The 17,650-nt window shown below is 67.5% G+C and carries 16 protein-coding genes; 7 read left to right on the forward strand and 9 right to left on the reverse strand.

Going from position 1 to position 17,650, the window contains the following annotated elements; genetic code table 11:
• Positions 1–79 precede the first annotated feature (79 nt).
• Genes GH815_RS19375 through GH815_RS05210 form a run of 4 tightly spaced genes read left to right on the forward strand, consistent with a single transcriptional unit; the run spans position 80 to position 4,039 of the window.
• Positions 80–214: a hypothetical protein gene (locus GH815_RS19375; protein ID WP_281354772.1), complete on the forward strand. Its 135-nt coding sequence runs from the start codon at positions 80–82 to the stop codon at positions 212–214.
• Complete coding sequence (locus tag GH815_RS05200; protein WP_153747696.1) at positions 204–1,745, forward strand: hypothetical protein; 1,542 nt, start codon at positions 204–206, stop codon at positions 1,743–1,745. Before GH815_RS19375 ends, GH815_RS05200 begins: the two co-directional genes overlap by 11 nt.
• Positions 1,742–2,677: a site-specific tyrosine recombinase XerD gene (locus GH815_RS05205; RefSeq protein WP_153747697.1), complete on the forward strand. Its 936-nt coding sequence runs from the start codon at positions 1,742–1,744 to the stop codon at positions 2,675–2,677. The genes GH815_RS05200 and GH815_RS05205 overlap by 4 nt, the downstream gene beginning before the upstream one ends.
• Positions 2,678–2,731: 54 nt before the next feature.
• Entirely contained in the window at positions 2,732–4,039 is a 1,308-nt protein-coding gene (locus GH815_RS05210; RefSeq protein ID WP_153747698.1) for an HlyC/CorC family transporter, read from the forward strand.
• Between the two features lie 133 nt (positions 4,040–4,172).
• On the opposite strand, the gene GH815_RS05215 is transcribed toward GH815_RS05210, so the two are convergent.
• Positions 4,173–5,687, reverse strand: coding sequence for a helicase HerA-like domain-containing protein (locus GH815_RS05215; RefSeq protein ID WP_153747699.1), 1,515 nt, complete (start codon positions 5,685–5,687; stop codon positions 4,173–4,175).
• 403 nt (positions 5,688–6,090) lie between these two features.
• Here GH815_RS05215 and GH815_RS05220 point away from each other — a divergent pair, with 403 nt between their 5' ends.
• Positions 6,091–6,726, forward strand: a complete 636-nt coding sequence (locus tag GH815_RS05220; protein ID WP_170290295.1) for an invasion associated locus B family protein — start codon at positions 6,091–6,093, stop codon at positions 6,724–6,726.
• Positions 6,727–6,781: 55 nt separating this feature from the next.
• Here the strand turns inward: GH815_RS05220 and GH815_RS05225 are convergent, their stop codons facing one another.
• From GH815_RS05225 to GH815_RS05240, 4 genes are read right to left on the reverse strand one after another with little or no spacing between them, the layout of a single operon-like run.
• Entirely contained in the window at positions 6,782–7,990 is a 1,209-nt protein-coding gene (locus tag GH815_RS05225) for a beta-ketoacyl-[acyl-carrier-protein] synthase family protein (protein ID WP_153747701.1), read from the reverse strand.
• On the reverse strand, positions 7,987–8,253 hold the full coding sequence (locus tag GH815_RS05230; protein WP_153747702.1) for an acyl carrier protein: 267 nt from the start codon (positions 8,251–8,253) through the stop codon (positions 7,987–7,989). The genes GH815_RS05225 and GH815_RS05230 overlap by 4 nt, the downstream gene beginning before the upstream one ends.
• Before the next feature lie 36 nt (positions 8,254–8,289).
• Entirely contained in the window at positions 8,290–9,381 is a 1,092-nt protein-coding gene (locus tag GH815_RS05235) for a UDP-3-O-(3-hydroxymyristoyl)glucosamine N-acyltransferase (RefSeq protein ID WP_153747703.1), read from the reverse strand.
• Between the two features lie 31 nt (positions 9,382–9,412).
• Entirely contained in the window at positions 9,413–11,020 is a 1,608-nt protein-coding gene (locus tag GH815_RS05240; RefSeq protein WP_153747704.1) for a L,D-transpeptidase family protein, read from the reverse strand.
• A gap of 329 nt (positions 11,021–11,349) precedes the next feature.
• Here GH815_RS05240 and GH815_RS05245 point away from each other — a divergent pair, with 329 nt between their 5' ends.
• Positions 11,350–11,916 (forward strand): YcbK family protein, encoded by a 567-nt coding sequence (locus GH815_RS05245; RefSeq protein WP_153747705.1) that lies wholly within the window; start codon positions 11,350–11,352, stop codon positions 11,914–11,916.
• A gap of 362 nt (positions 11,917–12,278) precedes the next feature.
• On the forward strand, positions 12,279–12,977 hold the full coding sequence (locus tag GH815_RS19480) for a VPLPA-CTERM sorting domain-containing protein (protein ID WP_211365042.1): 699 nt from the start codon (positions 12,279–12,281) through the stop codon (positions 12,975–12,977).
• Positions 12,978–13,308: 331 nt separating this feature from the next.
• Here the strand turns inward: GH815_RS19480 and GH815_RS05255 are convergent, their stop codons facing one another.
• From GH815_RS05255 to GH815_RS05270, 4 genes are all read right to left on the reverse strand, one after another.
• A complete protein-coding gene (locus GH815_RS05255; protein ID WP_153747707.1) occupies positions 13,309–14,319 on the reverse strand; it encodes a hypothetical protein in 1,011 nt (336 codons plus the stop codon).
• Positions 14,316–16,052, reverse strand: coding sequence for a hypothetical protein (locus tag GH815_RS05260; protein WP_153747708.1), 1,737 nt, complete (start codon positions 16,050–16,052; stop codon positions 14,316–14,318). The genes GH815_RS05255 and GH815_RS05260 overlap by 4 nt, the downstream gene beginning before the upstream one ends.
• Positions 16,053–16,214: 162 nt before the next feature.
• Positions 16,215–17,225, reverse strand: coding sequence for an NAD-dependent epimerase/dehydratase family protein (locus GH815_RS05265; RefSeq protein ID WP_153747709.1), 1,011 nt, complete (start codon positions 17,223–17,225; stop codon positions 16,215–16,217).
• A 102-nt stretch (positions 17,226–17,327) separates the two neighbouring features.
• Positions 17,328–17,639: an H-NS histone family protein gene (locus tag GH815_RS05270; RefSeq protein ID WP_153747710.1), complete on the reverse strand. Its 312-nt coding sequence runs from the start codon at positions 17,637–17,639 to the stop codon at positions 17,328–17,330.
• Positions 17,640–17,650 lie beyond the last annotated feature (11 nt).

The following is a 17,650-nucleotide window of genomic DNA, read 5'->3' on the forward strand; positions in this document are numbered from 1 at the left end:
GGCGTGAACTCCCCGGGAATGCCAGTTATAATCGAGCCAAAGCGGGAAACGCGCGGACAGAAACGGAAGGCAGGGCAGTATGTTGCGGCTTCTCAAGGCATTGGTTTTCCTGATCGTTGTGGGATTCGCCGGGCTTGTCGGCTTTGCCTATCTGGGCGATCTGACGCCCGATCAGGGAGTGGTGAGCGAAAGCCTGACGCTTGATGTGGACTAGAACGCTTCATCTGCTGGCCGGGCTGTCGCTGGTGCTGACGGCTGCGACCGGGCCCGTCCCGGCCGATCAGCCGCTATCGGCGATCGACTGGCTGTCGGATTCGGTGACCGATCCGGCGGTGCGAAGCGTGCCGCCCGCACTCAGCCCCGGCCCGCCGATCGAGACCATCGAGGTGCAACCGCTGGCGGGTATCAGCGTCGATGCGGTCGGGCTGTTGCCTGCGCAGGTCACGGGGCTGCCGCGCGATCTGTGGGGGCCAGGGCAGCCCGAGGCCATCGCCCGCGCGATCCGGTCCGAACGGGTGGACACGCTGCCCGCGGTGCAGGCGCTGTTGCTGACGCTGCTTCTGGCCGAGCTTGACCCGCCCGCGACGATGCGGGCCGGCGAAGACGGCGTGCTGCTGCTGGCGCGGCTGGACAAGCTTCTGGACATGGGCGCGCTCGATCAGGCGCAGGCGCTGGTGGAACGCGCCGGGCCGACCGATCCGGAACTGTTCCGCCGCTGGTTCGACATCTCGCTTCTGACCGGTCAGGAGGATCGCGCCTGTGCGGCGATGCGGCTGACACCCGATGTCGCGCCGACCTTTCCGACGCGGGTCTTCTGTCTGGCCCGGCGCGGCGACTGGAACGCCGCCGCGCTGACGCTGGAGACGGCACGCGCGCTGGGTTACGTCACCGACGAGGAGGACGCGCTGCTGGCGCGCTTTCTCGACCCCGAACTGGCCGAACTGGGCGAGCCCCTGCCCGCCCCCTCGCGCCCCAGCCCGCTGATCTTTCGGATGCGCGAGGCGGTGGGCGAACCGCTGGGCACGGTCACGCTGCCGCTGGCCTTTGCCCGGTCGGACCTGCGCACAAACGCGGGCTGGCGCGCGCGGATCGAGGCGACCGAGCGGCTGGCGCGGACCGGGGCGCTGCCGCCGAACCAGTTGCTGGGCATCTGGACCGAACGCAAGCCCGCCGCCTCGGGCGGGATGTGGGGCCGGGTCGCGGCGCTTCAGGCTTTTGACGTGGCAATGATCGCGGGCCAGCCCGGCCCCGTCGCCGCCGCGCTGCTGCCCGTCTGGGAGGCGATGCTGGCCGCCGAGCTGGAGGTGCCCTTTGCCCAGATTTACGGCGCGCGGCTGGCCCGGCTGGGGCTGCCCGGCGAGGCGGGCGCGCTGGCCTTCCGGATCGGGCTGCTGACCGACGAATACGAGGCCATCGCCCGGATCCGCGAGCCGGTTTCCGACGAGGAACGGCTGCTGATCGGGCTGGCCACGGGCGAAGTTGCGGGGCTTGCGCCCGGCACGGCGCTGGGCGCGGCGCTGGTCGAGGGCTTTGCCGGGGCCGAGCCCGGCACGGCCGAGGCGCGGCTTCTGGCCGAAGGACGATTGGGCGAGGCGATCCTGACCGCCATCGACCTGATCACCGACGGCGCGCGCGGCAATCTGGGCGAGGTCACACGCGCCCTGGTGCTGATGCGGCGGCTGGGGCTGGAATCGGTTGCGCGGCAAAGCGCGCTGCAACTGATACTGCTGGAGCGCCGGGGATGAGTGCAGAGGCGCTGCGCTGGATCGCCACCTTCCTTGAGGCGCAGGCCGCCGAAAAGGACGCCGCGACCAACACGCAACTGGCCTATGCGCGCGATCTGCGCGATTTCGCCGGGTGGCTGGAGCGGCGGGGGCTGGCCCTGGACAGCGTGAGCGAGCGCGACATCACCGCCTATCTGGTCGCCTGCGAGGCCGAGGGGCTGGCGCTGGCCACGCGCGCGCGGCGGCTTTCGGCGATCCGGCAATTGTTCCGCTTTGCCTATGAGGAAGGCTGGCGCAGCGACAACCCGGCCTTGCAGATCAAGGGGCCGGGCAAGGCGCGGCGGCTGCCCAGGACGCTGAGCCATGACGAGGTGGACCGGCTGCTGGCCGCGGCCGAAGCCTCGCCGCGCGACGCAGGGCGCAATGCCTGCCTGGTGCAACTGCTTTACGCGACGGGGATGCGGGTCAGCGAACTGGTCTCGCTGCCGGTGTCCTGCGCGCGGGGCGATCCGCGGATGCTGCTGATCCGGGGCAAGGGCGGCAAGGAACGGATGGTGCCGCTGTCGCGGCCCGCGCGCGCGGCCTTGGCCGAATGGCTGGTCGAACGCGACGCGGCCGAAGCCGCGGCACGCGCCGAAGGGGCGTCGCCCAGCCGGTTCCTGTTCCCCTCGCATGGGCGTCTGGGGCATCTGACGCGGCACCGCTTCTATTCGCTGATCAAGGAAATCGCCGTGGCGGGCGGCATTTCGCCCGACAAGGTGACACCGCACACGCTGCGCCATGCCTTTGCGACGCATCTGCTGGCGGGCGGGGCGGATCTGCGCTCGATCCAGACGCTGCTGGGTCATGCCGATGTCTCGACCACCGAGATCTATACCCATGTGCTGGACGAGCGTCTGCGCGCGCTGGTGCTGGAGCATCACCCGCTGGCGCGCGGCGGCAAGGCGACTTGATCCCCGCCGGGGCACGCCCCATAACAAAGGGCAACGCCCCCGGCCGAGAGAGACATGGACAGCCCCGCACCGCTGCTTGACGCAGCCTTCATCCTGACGATCGCCGCGATCGTGCTGTTGCTGTTGCTGTCGGCCTTCTTCTCGGGTTCGGAAACCGCGCTGACAGCGGCATCGCGCGCCAAGCTGCGTGCGCGGGCCGACCGGGGCGATCAGGGCGCCGAACAGGCGCTGAAGATCACCGAGGACAACGAACGGCTGATCGGCTCGGTCCTGCTGGGCAACAACCTGGTCAACATCCTGGCGGCCTCGCTGGCGACGGCGCTGTTCACGCGGGCCTTCGGCGAATCGGGGGTGGCGCTGGCGACGCTGGTGATGACGCTTCTGGTGCTGATCTTTGCCGAGGTGCTGCCCAAGACCTATGCGATCACCAATGCCGAGACGGCGGCGGCGCGGGTCTCGCCGCTGATCCGGATCGTGATCCTGGTCTTCTCGCCCGTCGTGTCGGCAGTGCGCGCGCTGGTGCGCCGGATCCTCGCGCTGTTCGGGGTCAGGGCGGACCCCGACAGCCATATCCTGGCCGTGCGCGAGGAGATCGCGGGCGCGCTGCAACTGGGCCATTCCGAGGGGCTGGTCGAGAAGGAGGACCGCGACCGCATCCTGGGCGCGCTGGATCTGGGCGAGCGTACCGTCGAAGAGATCATGCTGCACCGCTCACAGATCGAGATGATAGACGCCGACCTGCCGACCGAGGAAATCCTGTCGCGCGCGCTGGACAGCACGCATACGCGGCTGCCGCTGTTCCGCGGCGACCCCGAGAACATCGTCGGCGTGATCCATGCCAAGGACCTGCTGCGCGCGATGGACCGGCTGTTGCGCGGCCCTGAGGCGAGTGCTGAAAAGCTGAAGGAATTCCGGGCGCTGGACGTGGCGCGCAAGCCCTATTTCGTGCCCGAGACCACCACTCTGGACGACCAGATGCGCGAATTCCTGCGCCGCCACACCCATTTCGCGCTGGTGGTGGACGAATATGGCGCGCTGCGCGGGCTGATCACCCTTGAGGACATCCTGGAGGAGATCGTCGGCGAGATCACCGACGAGTTCGATGTCGATGCCGGCCATCCCCTGCGCCAGACCGAGGACGGTACGGTGCTGGTGGACGGGGCGATGACGATCCGCGACCTGAACCGGGCGATGGACTGGACGCTGCCCGACGAGGAAGCGAACACGATCGCGGGGCTCGTGATCCACGAGGCGCAGTCGATCCCGACGCAAGGTCAGGTGTTTTCCTTCCACGGCTTCCGCTTCGAGGTGTTGCAGCGGCAGGCCAACCGCATCACCCGGTTGAAGATCCGGCAATTATAGGGGCGGCGGGGGCGCTCCCGCCCCCGTCCGGCGCAGGGCGCAGGCGCGCCCGGCTTGTCCGGGGTTGGGCGTGGCGCCCGGCAAAGCCGGGCGCGCCTCCGGCGGGGATATTTGGGGCCAGAAGAAGGATGGATCAGCGGCCCTTGAACAGCCCGCCGAGGATGCCGCGGACGAGGCGTTTGCCGGTGGTGCCGGACAATTCCTTGATGAGCGCATCGCCCAGCGCAGCGCCGAGGGTGTCGGGGGGCTGGCGGCGGCGGGGGGCAGGTGTGCCGCGGGCGGGCGGGGAATAGCGGCGCTGGTCGCGGTCGGCTGCCTGGGCGGCATCCTCGGCCGCGCGCGCGGCCTGGGCGGCGCGGCGGGTCAGCATTTCATGCGCGGAATCGCGGTCGATCAGGCGGTCATATTTGCCCGCGAGCGGCGAGGCGGCGATCAGCGCGGCGCGCTGGGCGGGCTCGATCGGGCCGAGTAGTGAGGCGGGCGGGCGGATCAGGGTGCGCTGCGCCATGCCGGGCACGCCCTTGTCCTCGAGCAGCGAGGTGACCGCCTCGCCCACACCGACCTCGCGGATCGCCTGCGCCGTGTCGAATTCGGGATTGTCGCGATAGGTTTCGGCGGCGCGTTTCAGCGCGGTGCGGTCGCGCGCGGTGAAGGCGCGCAGCGCATGCTGGACCCGGTTGCCGAGCTGGCCGAGCACGTTCTGCGGCAGGTCGTCGGGGCTCTGGGTGACGAAATAGACGCCGACCCCCTTGGACCTGATCAGCCGGGCCACCCGTTCGACCTTGTCGGTCAGGGCCTTGGGCGCGCCGTCGAACAGCAGATGCGCCTCATCGAAGAAGAAGACCAGCCGCGGCTTGTCGGGATCGCCCACTTCGGGCAATTCCTCGAACAGTTGCGACAGCAGCCAGAGCAGAAAGGTCGCGTAAAGCTGCGGCGCGCCCATCAGGCGGTCGGCGGCCAGGATGCTGATCCGGCCGCGGCCATCGGGATCGAGGCGCATCATGTCGGACAGATCGAGCGCAGGTTCGCCGAAGAGCAGCGCCCCGCCCTGGCTTTCCAGCACCAGAAGCCGACGCTGGATCGCGCCGATCGAGGCGGGCGCGATATTGCCCCAGCTCAGCGAAAGCGTGGCGGCGTTCTGGCCGACCCAGGCGAGCAGGCTGCGCAGATCGGCAAGGTCGAGCAGCGGCAGCCCCTCGTCATCGGCGACGCGGAAGGCGATGGTCAGCACGCCCTCCTGCACCTCGTTGAGTTCCAGCAGGCGCGACAGCAGCAGCGGCCCCATCTCGGCGATGGTGGTGCGGATCGGGTGGCCCTGTTCGCCGAACAGATCCCAGAAGGTGACCGGGAAGGCCGTATAGGCATAATCGGCCAGTCCGATGGTGGCCGCGCGGGTCTGGAAGGCGTCATGCGCGCGGGCATCGGTCCGCCCCGGTGCCGCGAGCCCGGCAAGGTCGCCCTTGACGTCCGCCATAAAGACCGGGACGCCCGCCGCCGAGAAGCCCTCGGCCATGACCTGCAAGGTCACGGTCTTGCCGGTGCCGGTGGCGCCCGCGATCAGCCCGTGGCGGTTGGCGTAATCGAGCCGGAGATATTGCGCCGCCATGTGGTCCGGGCCGGCGCCGCCGATGAACAGCCGTTGCGACAAGAATTTCGCTCCTTCCCCGGATCCCGCTGGTCAGACAATACAAATTTAACAGCTTCGTGCGAGTCTCAATCCATCCCGCAGACCGGGCCGCTGGTTCGGGCGGGTCTTCCTCCCTGATGGACTGGGCCGCATCCTCGTGATGCGGCCTTTTTTCGTGCGCGATCGTGCCGCGGCGAAAGGGTGATTCATTGTCTGTTGACGGACGCAAACAAAGCCCGTAGCCTGCGCCCAATCAAAAGGTCGGCCCGTCCGACAGGGAGCAAGAAAACATGAGGAAAGGGCTGCCGAGCGGCCCTTTTTTCTTTTGCCGCGCAAGGCTCCGCCGCCGCCCGCGATTGCCCGCTGACAGTGACGCGCCGCCATGCTAGAGCGCGGCAAGCAACGCAGCAAAGGCAGGCGAACCATGCGTGAACTACTCAGACCCCTCGGACTTGCAGCGCTTGTGGCGCTGGCCGGCCCCGTGCTGGCGCAGGACGCGGGCGGCACCGCAACCCCCGAGGCCGGAACCGTGGCCCCGCCCAACGTCACCACCGCCGAGGTCGACAGCCTGCCGATGGCCGAGCAGGAGGCCGACAACGGCCCTCAGGCCTATCTCAAGGAGACCTTCCAGGATTGGCGGGTCGTCTGCGTCAAGCTGGATGACGAGCGGGAATCGTGCAACATGCAGCAATTGCTGCGGGACTCGAACAACAACCCGGTCAGCCAGGTCTCGATCGCACCGCTGCCGCCCGCCGCCGCGCCGCGCGCCGCCGCGGTCGAGATCGCCACGCCGATGGAAACCCTGCTGAGCGAGGATCTGCGGCTGGCCATCGACACCGCCGCGCCCAAGCGCTATCGCTTCACCTTCTGCGTGCCGCAGGGCTGTTACGCCCGCTTTGCGCTGACGCAGGAAGAGGTTGCCGCCTTCAAGGCCGGGCGTTCGGCCAAGGTCATCATCGTGCCGCTGATGGCACCGGACCAGACCGCCGAGATCCCGATGTCGCTGTCGGGCTTTACCGCGGCCTATGACATGGTGGCCAAGACCATGGCCGACCAGTAACGCACCTGAACCTGCCGCGGTCCGGGGCCTGCGCCCCGGCCGCAAGCCTCGAACCTCAGGCCCGGCGCAGCGCCAGAACCGCGTTGAGCCCGCCAAAGGCAAAGGCGTTCGACAGAACGACATCCACCTTCGCCTCGCGTGCCTCGTTCGGCACCACGTCGAGCATGCATTCGGGATCGGGTTCCTCGTAGCCGATGGTCGGCGCGATCACCCCGTCCTTCAGCGCCATGATGCAGGCCAGAAGCTCCACCGCACCGGTGCCGCCGATCAGATGGCCATGCATCGACTTGGTGGACGAGATCATCAGCCGGTCGGCATGCGCGCCGAACACATCCGCCACGGCGGCACATTCGGTCTTGTCATTTGCGGCCGTGCCGGTGCCATGGGCGTTGATATAGCCCACATCCGCGGGCGCGAGCCTTGCATCGCGCAGCGCGCCCGCGATGGCGCGGGCCGCCCCCTGGCGCGAGGGCATGACGATGTCCGAGGCATCCGCGGTCATCGCGAATCCGACCACTTCGGCCAGGATCTCGGCGCCGCGGGCGCGGGCATGGTCGTATTCCTCGAACACGAAGACCGCCGCGCCTTCGCCCTGAACCATGCCGTTGCGGTTGGCGCTGAACGGGCGGCAGGCGTCCCTGGACATCACGCGCAGCCCTTCCCAGGCCTTGATGCCGCCAAAGCACAGCATCGATTCCGACCCGCCGGTGACGATCACCCGGCTGACGCCCGACCGGATCAGGTAGAACGCCTGGCCCATCGCGTGGTTCGACGATGCGCAGGCCGTGGCCACGGTAAAGGACGGCCCGCGCAGGTTGTAGGTCATCGAGACATGGCTGGCCGCGGCATTGTTCATCAGCTTCGGCACGACGAAGGGATGGACGCGGTTCTTGCCCTCCTCGTAGACCGAGCGGTAATTCTCGTCGAGCGTGGTCATGCCGCCGCCCGACGTGCCCAGCACCACCCCCGCCTCGTTCGAGAGCTGGCCCGAGAAATCCAGGCCCGACTGCGTGATCGCCTCGCGCGCGGCCATCAGCGTGAACTGGGTGAACCGGTCATAGAGCGCGATCTGCTGGCGGTTGAAATGGTCTTCGGGCTCATAGCCCCTGACCTGTCCGCCGATGCGGATCGACAGCCGGTCGAGATCGCGGATGTCGATCTCGCCGATGCCGCAGCGCCCCTCGCGGAACGCGGCCAGCGTGTCGGGGACGTTATGGCCAAGCGCGTTGATCGTGCCCTGGCCGGTGATGACGACGCGCCTCATGCTTTCTGGTCGGCAACCAGCCCCTCGACTGCGCGGACGATCGCGGCCACCGACGAGATGTCGAACTCGCTTTCCGAGGGATCGTTGGCGTTGAACGGCACCTGGATGTCGAACGCTTCCTCGATGGCAAAGATCGATTCCACCAGGCCCAGACTGTCGATGCCCAGATCCTCGAGCGTCGAGTCCAGTTTGACGTCCGAAGGTTCGAGCACGGCCTGCTCGGCGATGATCGCGATCACCTTGTCCTTCACGCTGTCCGACATGGGGGCCCCTTTTGCCTTGCTTTGTCGTGCGTGGATCTAGTCGCTCGCGGAGCGCTTTGAAACCGCTTTCTGCAATTCGGCCACCTGCGCGAAAAGCCGCGGCAGGCGGCGCAGCGCCTTGTAGCTTTCGACATGGGTTTCCATGCGCATGGCGGGATATCCCAGCAGGACGCGGCCCTTGGGCGCATTGGTAAAGATCTTGGTGGCACCGCCCGCGATCACGTCATCGCCGATAAAGATGTTGTCATTGACACCCACCTGCCCGGCCAGAACGACCCGGTCGCCAATCCGGACCGATCCCGCGATGCCGACCTGCCCGCAAAACAGGCAGTCGCGGCCGATCTGGACGTTGTGGCCGACATGAACAAGGTTGTCGAGCTTGCTGCCCGAACCCACCACCGTATCGCGGATCGTGCCGCGGTCGATGCAGGCATTGGCCCCGATCTCGACATCGTCGCCGATGGTGACGGCGCCCAGCGAATGGATGCGCGTCCAGCCCTGCGCCTCGGCCGCGCCCGCATCGCCCAGCGACTGGCGCACGTTCTCGACCGCGGATTTCTCGGGCGTGACAAAGGAGAACCCGTCCGCCCCGATCACCGCGCCGGGTTGCAGGATGACCCGATCCCCGATCTGCACCCGGGCGCCGATCCGGACGCCTGCTTGGATCAGCGCGTCGGCGCCGATGCGGGCATCCTCGGCGATGAAGCCATGCGGTGCGATCCGGGCGCGCGGGCCGATCACGGCACGGGGACCGATGACCACAAGCGGCCCGATCGCGGCGCCTTCGCCGATCTCGGCGCTGGGGTCGATCACGGCCGAAGGGTGGATGCCCGGGGCAATCTCGGGGCCGGGATCCATCAGCCGGGTCAGCCCCGCCATGGCATAGCGCGGGCGCGGCACGAACAGCGCCGCGCGCAGCCCCAGCGCGCGCCAGTCGGCACCGTCCCACAGGATCGCAGCCTGCGCAGCACCCTGCGCCAGACCCTCGGCATAGGCAGGCTTCATCGCCAGCGCCAGCGCGTCCGCGCCGGCCTCCGCCGGTTCGGCGGCGCGCGCGATCCGGAGCGATCCGTCGCCTTCGAGCCGCGCGCCAAGCGCGACCGCGATCTGGTCGAGTGTGAACGCCATGTCGGCCCCCTGCCCTTGCCCGGGCCCGGGTTTACCCCCGAACCGGCAGGACCGCCACCCCGGCGGCCTGCAACGCATCGAAAATCGCCGCATCCCGGCCATAGACATCGCGGCGATACTGCATCCGTCCCTTGGGATCGGTGACCGCGGTGCGATAGATGATGTGGATCGGCAGCGGCTGTTCCAGATCGACCCGCGTCTCGCGCCCCGAAGCCAGCCGCGCGGCAAAGAACCCCTTGGGATCGTCGGTCTGCGCGGCCAGCAGCGCATAGGCGAAGTCGAACGGATCGCCCAGCCGGATGCAGCCATGGCTGAAGGTGCGCACCTCACGCGCGAACAGCGATTTCGACGGCGTGTCGTGCAGGTAGATGTTGTAGGGGTTGGGGAACATGAACTTGACCTGCCCCAGCGCATTGGCCTGCGAGGGCGGCTGCTTGAGCGCGAAGGGGAAGGTGCGCGCGGTGTAGTTCGAGAAATCGACCGCGCCGCGGCTGACAACCCGGCCACGCGAATCCACCAGTTGCAGATAGCCATGCGCATTGGGGTTGGCCTGCATCTTGGGCAGGTATTCCTTGACGGTGATCGAGCGCGGGACATGCCAGGACGGGTTGATGACCATGTGATCCATCACGTCCGAAAACTCGGGCGTGCGCTGGTCGTTCACGTTCTTGCCCACGACCGAGCGGGTCTGGAACACCACCTCGCCCGCGTCGATGATGCGGGCGTGGAAATCGGTGATGTTGACCAGCACATGCCGGTCGCCACGGTCATTGCCCAGCCAACGCTCGCGCTCCATCGCGACGAGGATGGATTTCAGCCGCTCCTCGGGCGCGACGTTGATCTCGTCGACCGTGCCCGCACCGGCAATGCCGTCGGGTTCCAGCCCGTGGTCAAGCTGGAACGCCTGCACCGCCTTTTGCAGCGCCACGTCATAGCTGGCCGCCGCGCTGCGCGCGAGATAGCCCATGGAAATCATTCGGTTGCGCAGCGCAACGACGGCCTCGCCGGTCTGGCCCGGGCGCAGCGTGCCCGCTGGCACGCGCGGGCCCCATCCGCCCTCGGCGATGCGCTGTTCCAGGCGCATCTTCTCGCGCAAGAGCCTGGCATATTCGGGGCTGCGCGGGGCAAGGCCACGCAGGAAGACGCCGGGATTATCGGCCGCGGCCAGCCCGGCCAGCAGGTCGCCCGGTTCGGGCCGGTCGATCTGGCGCTTGATGTCGGCGACCACGCGGCGCGGCTCGATCACGCCCGAGTGGATGTCGCGGGCATAGGACAGGAACATCCGCGTCGCCGCGACCTCGGCCCGGCCGATGGCGCGCAGCGTGCGGGCATCGCTGAATGTGGCGATCAGCGCGTGCGGATCGTAGCGCCCGGCGGGCAGCCCATGGGCCGACGCCTGCGAAAACGCGGTCAGCAGCGCGGCGCGGCGGTCCGCGGCCTCGGCCGATGTCCAGAACGGCGCGTAGTCGCGTGCGCGGTAGAATTCGGCGATGGCGGCATCGTCCGACGCCGCCTCGGCCACGGCCTGGCGGAAGGCGGCCATGTCCATGCTTGCCTGCGCGGGCAGCGGCCCCGTCAGGCCCAGAACGACAGACGCAGCCCCTGCCATCAGCACGCGGCGCAGATCAACAAGACGCATCAAATCAATTCCCTGTCAGACTTTTCACACGCGAGGATGCGGGGTACCTTCGGCCAATCGCGGCAACCTGTCCACAGGGAAATCCACACCCTTCCATCGAAACTCAACTCCCTGTTGCAGAAATCCAGCGCCCTGCCGACCCCATCCTAAGCCGCAAAAATGAGCAAGTTCTTGCCGGTTTGCCGGGGCTCCGGCCCCCTGCGGCGAATCCAGTCTTGGCTGGAAATGCCGAATATGTCATAGACATGGCGGGTCGGAACCAATGGTCCGAGGAAAAAAACGCCGTGAAATCGCGGCACTGGAACGAAATTGGGGCGGGCGGAGATATCATGAACATGACCCGGAACGGCATCTCGCGCCGTGGCCTTCTGGCCGCGTTTGCAGCAACCACACTCGTCGCTGCGCCGACATATTCCAACGCTTTCGGAGTTCTGAGGGGCGCAGGCGACATCCGGCGGGTCCGGATGTATTCCGGCCGCACCGGCGAGAGCATGGACACGATCTACTGGATCGAGGGCGAGTACATCAAGGAAGCGGTGAGGGAAATCAACCACTTCATGCGCGACTGGCGGAACGATCAGACGGTGTCGATGGATCTGCGCAATCTCGACATCATGGCCGCCGCACACAGGCTGCTTGATGTGGACGAACCCTACATGCTGCTGTCGGGCTACCGCAGCCCGCAGACCAACGCGATGCTGAGCGCCCGCTCGGGCGGGGTCGCCAAGAACTCGCTGCACATGAAGGGCCAGGCGGCGGATCTGCGGCTCAAGAGCCGGACGGTCGGCCAGATGGCGCGCGCGGCAAGCGTCTGCAAGGCGGGCGGCGTCGGCACCTATTCCAGCTCGAACTTCGTGCATATGGATTGCGGCCCGGTGCGGACCTGGGGCCGCTGAGGCCACAACGCCACCCTTTCTGGCGTCAGGCGCCCCCGCCTGTGCGCCATTATGGCATTGTGACGTAGACCTTGCCACAGTTCACCCTGTCGGATCCTGCCGCTCTGGCATTGTTGACCCTACGAAAACTCTAAGTTCCCCGGCTTGCATCGCCCGAACAGGGCTTTGCGGCATTTTTGCGTTCAAATTTCGTCACGATCGCGTTAACATTTAGAGACTCGGGGCACTGTATTTTTCAGGGGTCTGGTTGTGTGCCGCCGAGGCAACCATGGGAAGGTTAAAAACATGCTTAATCTGTAAAGGCGAGCCTCGCGGCCGGCGCAGCCGTTCTGGCGCTTGCATCCGCGGCCAACGCGACCATCGTGACCGTGTTCGACGGCATTGCCGCGGGCCGGACATCGTTCGATTCGACGGTCACGGCCGCCGGTGGTACCGTTGTCTCCGACACCTGGGCCGGTCTGTCGGGCGGCACGTCGATCGACCGCGGTGACTACACGATCACGCGGAACGGCGGTGGCTCGTTCTGGGTCAGCAGTTACGGCTCGATGTCGGGCCAGACGGTCGATATCAGCCCCGCCCGCAACGACGGCGGCTGGTGGGACGCCTCGGGGCGGACCGATCCGATGGATTACTACAACGCGGGCGTCACGCTGACCTTCAGTTCGGCGATCAACTCGATCGGCTTCGAGGTGGGCGACTGGGCGACCTGCTGCTACGATCCGGTGACCGAACTGTTCATCTCGTTCGATGACGGCGCGCCGATCAAGGTGGCCTCGGCGACCACCTGGAGCCAAGGGCTGTTCCCGTCGCAAACCAACCCGGCAAGCAGCGTCTACGAGATCTTCGTGGCCGCTTTCGACGACTCGGGCGAGTTCACCAAGGTCTCGTTCTGGGGCAACGGCCTGGGCGAATATCTGGTGTTCGGCGGCCAGGTCCGCTATGCGCTGCTCGACGAAGGCAGCCTGCCGCCCATCGGCGACGTGCCGCTGCCGGCCTCCAGCCTGCTGCTTCTGGGCGGTCTGGGCGGCATCGCCGCACTGCGCCGCAAGCGCACGAAATAAGGCGATGACATTTCGGCGCGCGGGCAGGTTGAACCGCGCGCCATTGAAATTCCGACGCCGGGCCTCAGGGTCCGGCGTCTTTCTTTTCGGATCAGGTTCGGCCGGGCCGATTCCGCAGCGCTTGTGATCGACCAGCCACAAGTTCTCGTGCGGCGTGGTTGTGCCACCCTGGCCGGGATGGCCTCCAGCCCCCGAAGCCCCGTCAGCGCCCGCGGCATGTGACCGGGCGCGCATTTCTGTCAGGCCCCGATCTGCATCGCTTCGGGTTGCCTCCGGCCCAAGCCGGATTGATGGTCGCCGTCCGGCTCTGTGCGCAGATCGCTTTCCGGCCTCATGGGGCCGGTGCCTGATCCAGCGTCTTGCAGCAGCGAAAGCCCAGATGGTAATTCTCGTGGCTGCCGGGGCTCATCACCCGGTCGCCATGCCAGTAGGGCGCGCGCCAGCGGCACCAGTCGGGATGGGCGCGGTATTTGTCCCAGATGAACCACGATCCCTTCATCTCGGTGACGCCCAGCGTGGTGCTGCCCGCGCTGGCCATCTGGTCGGGGGCCAGCGGCAGGTTCATGTGCTCGGCCGCGTTGCCGTTCAGGTCATAGACCCTGAGCGGGCTGGTACATCCTGCAAAACTGCCCGCCGGATAGGTGTTCGAGCCGCAATTCTTCCAGCCGCCGCCGGGACAGGTCGGGCTTTTCTCGCTGTTCTGGGCGCAGATTCCGGTCTGAAAGGCGGGGCCATAACTCCAGCGCGCGGCGGGTTCGTGCCTGGCGTTATGCGCCGCGCGCATCCGGTTGACCGCGGCCGAGGCCGACAGCCCGCGCGCAAGGTCGAAGCGGTAATCGGGTGGGGCAAGCGCGCCCTGGCAGGCACCTTCCCATTCATGGGCATCGCACAGCCGCTTGCCTTCGGCGGCGCAGATCAGGGCGGCTTCGCGTGCCTTGACCCAGACCACGGGATAGGCGCAGGGGATGTTGGGGTATTCGAACTGGTCGATGCAGGCTTTCGCATCCTCGGGGCGCTGGGTCGCGGGGTCGTAGAGCGGCGCCATGAACTTCGCGCCGCAGATCCGTTCGAAGCGGCGGTCGGCATGGGCCGCCAGCGCATTGCCGCCCGCACGGGCATTGCATTCCTCGCGGGTCATCGGGTGGCGGGTGATGGCGGGGTTGCCCTGACCCAGCACCGACGAGACCGCAAAGATCGCCCGGATCCGGTCAATCTGCGCCGGGCTGACACCGCGCGCCGCGGCGATCTCGTCGAACAGGCGCGCGTTGCGCTCGGCCAGGCTCTGTGCGGCGGCGGGGATTGCCCAGAGAAGGCAGGCAAGGACGATCGCAACCTGCCTCATTCCGCATCCTCCTTGCGCAGAAGATAGAAGAAGTCGCGATTGTCGGCCGATCCGACAAAGCGCGGCACGCGGCTGCCATCGGCGCGGCGCGCGTCGATCTGGGCCATGCCCGCAACAAGATGGTGCAGCGCGATGCCGCCGCCGGGGGCAGCGGTGTAGGCCGCCATATAGGTGTGTTCCATCGCGTTCATGTCCAGAAGCATCGCGTAGTCGCAGCCATAGGCCTGAAACACCCGCGCCATGGCCGAGGGCGTGGCCGTCGAGAACCAGGCATAGACCAGGAAGGGGCCGTTCGGTCCGGGCCGCAGGCAGGCGCCCGCGCGCAGCGTCCTGAGTTCGGCCTTGTCCGAGCCCGACCAGTTGCCCGGTAGCCATTGGCGCACCATCGTGCCGGGCAGGGGCTGGCCGGTGTCGGGGTCAGGCTCGACCAGCGCCACGCCGTTCTGGCGGGCAAAGCGGATCTCGCGCAGCGGCGGCGCGTCCGCGCTATCCCATGTGCGCATCCCCACCCTGCCATCGGTCAGGACGTAGAGCGTGGCAAGCCCGGGCTGCAACCGGCTGAGCACCGTGCCATGGACGACAAAGCCGTAATGGTGGCCGTGGTTCGTGGCAGCCAGCGGCCCCGCGCGAAAGGCGCCATGCTCGCGCTTGAAACCGCCGGTGAAGGTGGCGGCGACGCGGCGCGCCTCGGCCGGGGACAGCATGCCGGTGGGCACAAGGGGGGCGGGACGGGCCACACCATCGGGGCCGGGCAGCGCGCGGTTGCGCGCGCCCTCGGGCGGGCGGGGCGACCAGTCGAGGCGGGGATGTTCGGTGCCGGTCTCGTAGCCCAGATCGAACAGCGACAGATCGAAGCCCACCAGATAGACATCGGCCTTGCCCTCGACCGGGTCCAGCGGGTTGGCGCGCTGATCGCCGCGCAGGATGGCAGGGTCGATCATCCGCGGTTGCAGCGCCGAGGCATAGATGCCGGGCGCCCCCTCCACCGCGTACCAGGCGCCCATCTCCATCCGGGTGGGGCTGGCGCCGACCAGATCGAAGGTCATCGTGGTATACATCACTGGATGATCGGCCAGCCGCGCGCGCCCCAGCGCCGCCGCTGCCCGGCCCGGATCGGCATCGGCCACCAGCGCCCCGCTTTCGAGGTAGCGATCCTTGTATAGCGTGCCCTTGACGAAGCCAACCAGGCTTTCGCCAAAGGCCACCCTGTCGCGCAGGAATTCGGCGGTACGCTCCAGGCTGGTGCGGCTGCCCGCGACCGGGTTGCGCAGATATAGCCGCTCGCCGCAGATCGGCGCAAAGGGCAGGCCGGTGGCGCGGGCGCTGTCAAGCTCGGGCGGCTCCCCGGTCCAAGGGCGGCAGAGCCCGGTACCGCCCAGCGAAAGCGCGGGGTCGGGGCCGCCGGTCAGCGCGATCTGGCGGGCAAGCGGGGCGGGGTTCTCGATGTGATAGGTTTCGCGCCCCTTGCCGGGGCGAAACAGCTCAAGCAGCAACCAGCCATTCGCACCGGGGTTCAGCGCGGTCAGGGCAAGCCGCGTGCCATCGGCGGCGCGCGCCTCCTGACGGGTGCGAAAGACCTGAAGCTCGACCACCGAGCGCGCACGGTCCTCCTGCGCCAGCGCGTTCTGCCGCGCCAGCACCACCGCGCCGGGATGATCCATGGCGTCCGCCAGCGCAAGCCGGGGCCAGAGCGCCAACAGCACCAGACCCGCAAGGCGGGGCCACAAGCGCATCAGGTCGCGCGGCCGGATATGGGACAAGACGGCAATCATCTGTGTCCGACCTAGCAGCATAGTCGTTTAAATGGTGTAACCCCGATGCCGCGGCATGCGGATCACCCCTACCCGACCGGCAGCCTAGTCAGCCACCGCCCCCCGGGGCAAGCCCGTTCGGCCCTATAGCCGGTAATAGTCCCGAAACCAGGCCACGAACCGCGCCACGCCTTCGCGGAAATCGGTTTCGGGGCGATAGCCGGTCAGCCGGTGCAAAAGCGTGGCATCCGCCCAGGTGGCAGGCACGTCGCCCGGCTGCATATCCATCAGGTTGCGGATCGCGGGACGGCCCAGTTCGGCCTCGAGCGCGTCGATGAAATCGGTCAGCTTCACGCTGGTCGAATTGCCGATATTCACCACGCGGAACGGCGCCACGGGGCTGAGGCTGTCGCCCTCGGGCACCACGCCATCCGCCGGGCGCACGGGTGCGGCATCCATCAACAGCCGGATGCCGCGCACCAGATCGGTGACATAGGTGAAGTCGCGGAACATCTCGCCGTGATTGTAGACGTCGATGGGTTCGCCCCGCGCGATCCTGAGCGCGAACTTGATCGGCGCCATGTCGGGGCGCCCCCAGGGGCCATAGACGGTGAAGAAGCGGAACATCGTGGTGGGCAGATCGTGCAGATGGGCATAGGCATGGCCCATCGCCTCGGTCGCCTTTTTCGTGGCGGCATAGATCGTCAGCGGTGTGTCGGCCTTTTGCGTTTCGGAAAAGGGCATTTCCGTATTCGCGCCATAGACCGACGAGGTCGAGGCCATCAGCAGGTGGCGCACGTCATGGCGGCGCGCGGCCTCCATCACGTTGAAGGTGCCTACGATGTTCGAGTCTATATAGGCGCGGGGGTTTTCAAGGCTGTAGCGCACGCCCGCCTGCGCGGCCAGATGCACGACGATCTCGGGGGCAAAGCCGTCGATGGCGGATGACAGCGCCGCCTCGTCCTCCAGCATTGCCTCGGTCGCGGAATAGAAGGGGGATTGCAACAGCCGTTCATGGCGGCGGCGCTTGAGGTTCAGGTCGTAGTAATCGGTGAAACCGTCGAGGCCGTGAACCTCGTGCCCTTCGGCCAGCAGAAGTTCGGCAAGGTGATAGCCGATGAACCCGGCCGTGCCGGTGATGAAGACGCGGGTCATGCGGGGCCTTTCGCCGGATGCGGAAACGCGCCACGTCTATATCGGCAGGGCGGCCTTGGCCAGACGGGCGCCGCCGCTCGGGCAGCGCCCGGAATCCGCGTGTCAGCGGATCAGGAAGCTTTCAAGCTGGGCGCCCTTCTTCAGCGCATCTTCCAGCCAGTTCGGCCGGCGGCCACGCCCGCTCCAGGTTTCCGAGGCGTTGTTCGGGTTGCGGTATTTCGCGACCGTCTTGCTGCGCCGGGTCTTCTTGCCGAAGATATCGTCCAGCGAAAACCCGAACTCCTTCGCCTTTTCCTCGAGCGCGGCACGCGCCTTCGCCTTTTCGCGGTCGTTGTAGGACGCGATCGCCGCATCGACATCCTTGCGGAGCTGTTTGAGCTCGGCGAGCGAGAGCTTGTCCAGGTCTTTTGTCATTCCGGTTTCCT

Origin of the sequence: Rhodovulum strictum, from assembly GCF_009649175.1 — a bacterium.
In the GTDB taxonomy this organism is placed as follows: Bacteria; Pseudomonadota; Alphaproteobacteria; order Rhodobacterales; family Rhodobacteraceae; genus Rhodovulum; species Rhodovulum strictum.

Bases quoted from the DNA above. Each gene is read 5' to 3' on its own strand.
- GH815_RS19375 (WP_281354772.1), top strand. From the start codon at position 80: ATGTTGCGGCTTCTCAAGGCATTGGTTTTCCTGATCGTTGTGGGATTC.
- GH815_RS05200 (WP_153747696.1), top strand. From the start codon at position 204: ATGTGGACTAGAACGCTTCATCTGCTGGCCGGGCTGTCGCTGGTGCTG.
- GH815_RS05205 (WP_153747697.1), top strand. From the start codon at position 1,742: ATGAGTGCAGAGGCGCTGCGCTGGATCGCCACCTTCCTTGAGGCGCAG.
- GH815_RS05210 (WP_153747698.1), top strand. From the start codon at position 2,732: ATGGACAGCCCCGCACCGCTGCTTGACGCAGCCTTCATCCTGACGATC.
- GH815_RS05220 (WP_170290295.1), top strand. From the start codon at position 6,091: ATGCGTGAACTACTCAGACCCCTCGGACTTGCAGCGCTTGTGGCGCTG.
- GH815_RS05225 (WP_153747701.1), bottom strand. From the start codon at position 7,990: ATGAGGCGCGTCGTCATCACCGGCCAGGGCACGATCAACGCGCTTGGC.
- GH815_RS05230 (WP_153747702.1), bottom strand. From the start codon at position 8,253: ATGTCGGACAGCGTGAAGGACAAGGTGATCGCGATCATCGCCGAGCAG.
- GH815_RS05235 (WP_153747703.1), bottom strand. From the start codon at position 9,381: ATGGCGTTCACACTCGACCAGATCGCGGTCGCGCTTGGCGCGCGGCTC.
- GH815_RS05240 (WP_153747704.1), bottom strand. From the start codon at position 11,020: ATGCGTCTTGTTGATCTGCGCCGCGTGCTGATGGCAGGGGCTGCGTCT.
- GH815_RS05245 (WP_153747705.1), top strand. From the start codon at position 11,350: ATGAACATGACCCGGAACGGCATCTCGCGCCGTGGCCTTCTGGCCGCG.
- GH815_RS05255 (WP_153747707.1), bottom strand. From the start codon at position 14,319: ATGAGGCAGGTTGCGATCGTCCTTGCCTGCCTTCTCTGGGCAATCCCC.
- GH815_RS05260 (WP_153747708.1), bottom strand. From the start codon at position 16,052: ATGCGCTTGTGGCCCCGCCTTGCGGGTCTGGTGCTGTTGGCGCTCTGG.
- GH815_RS05265 (WP_153747709.1), bottom strand. From the start codon at position 17,225: ATGACCCGCGTCTTCATCACCGGCACGGCCGGGTTCATCGGCTATCAC.
- GH815_RS05270 (WP_153747710.1), bottom strand. From the start codon at position 17,639: ATGACAAAAGACCTGGACAAGCTCTCGCTCGCCGAGCTCAAACAGCTC.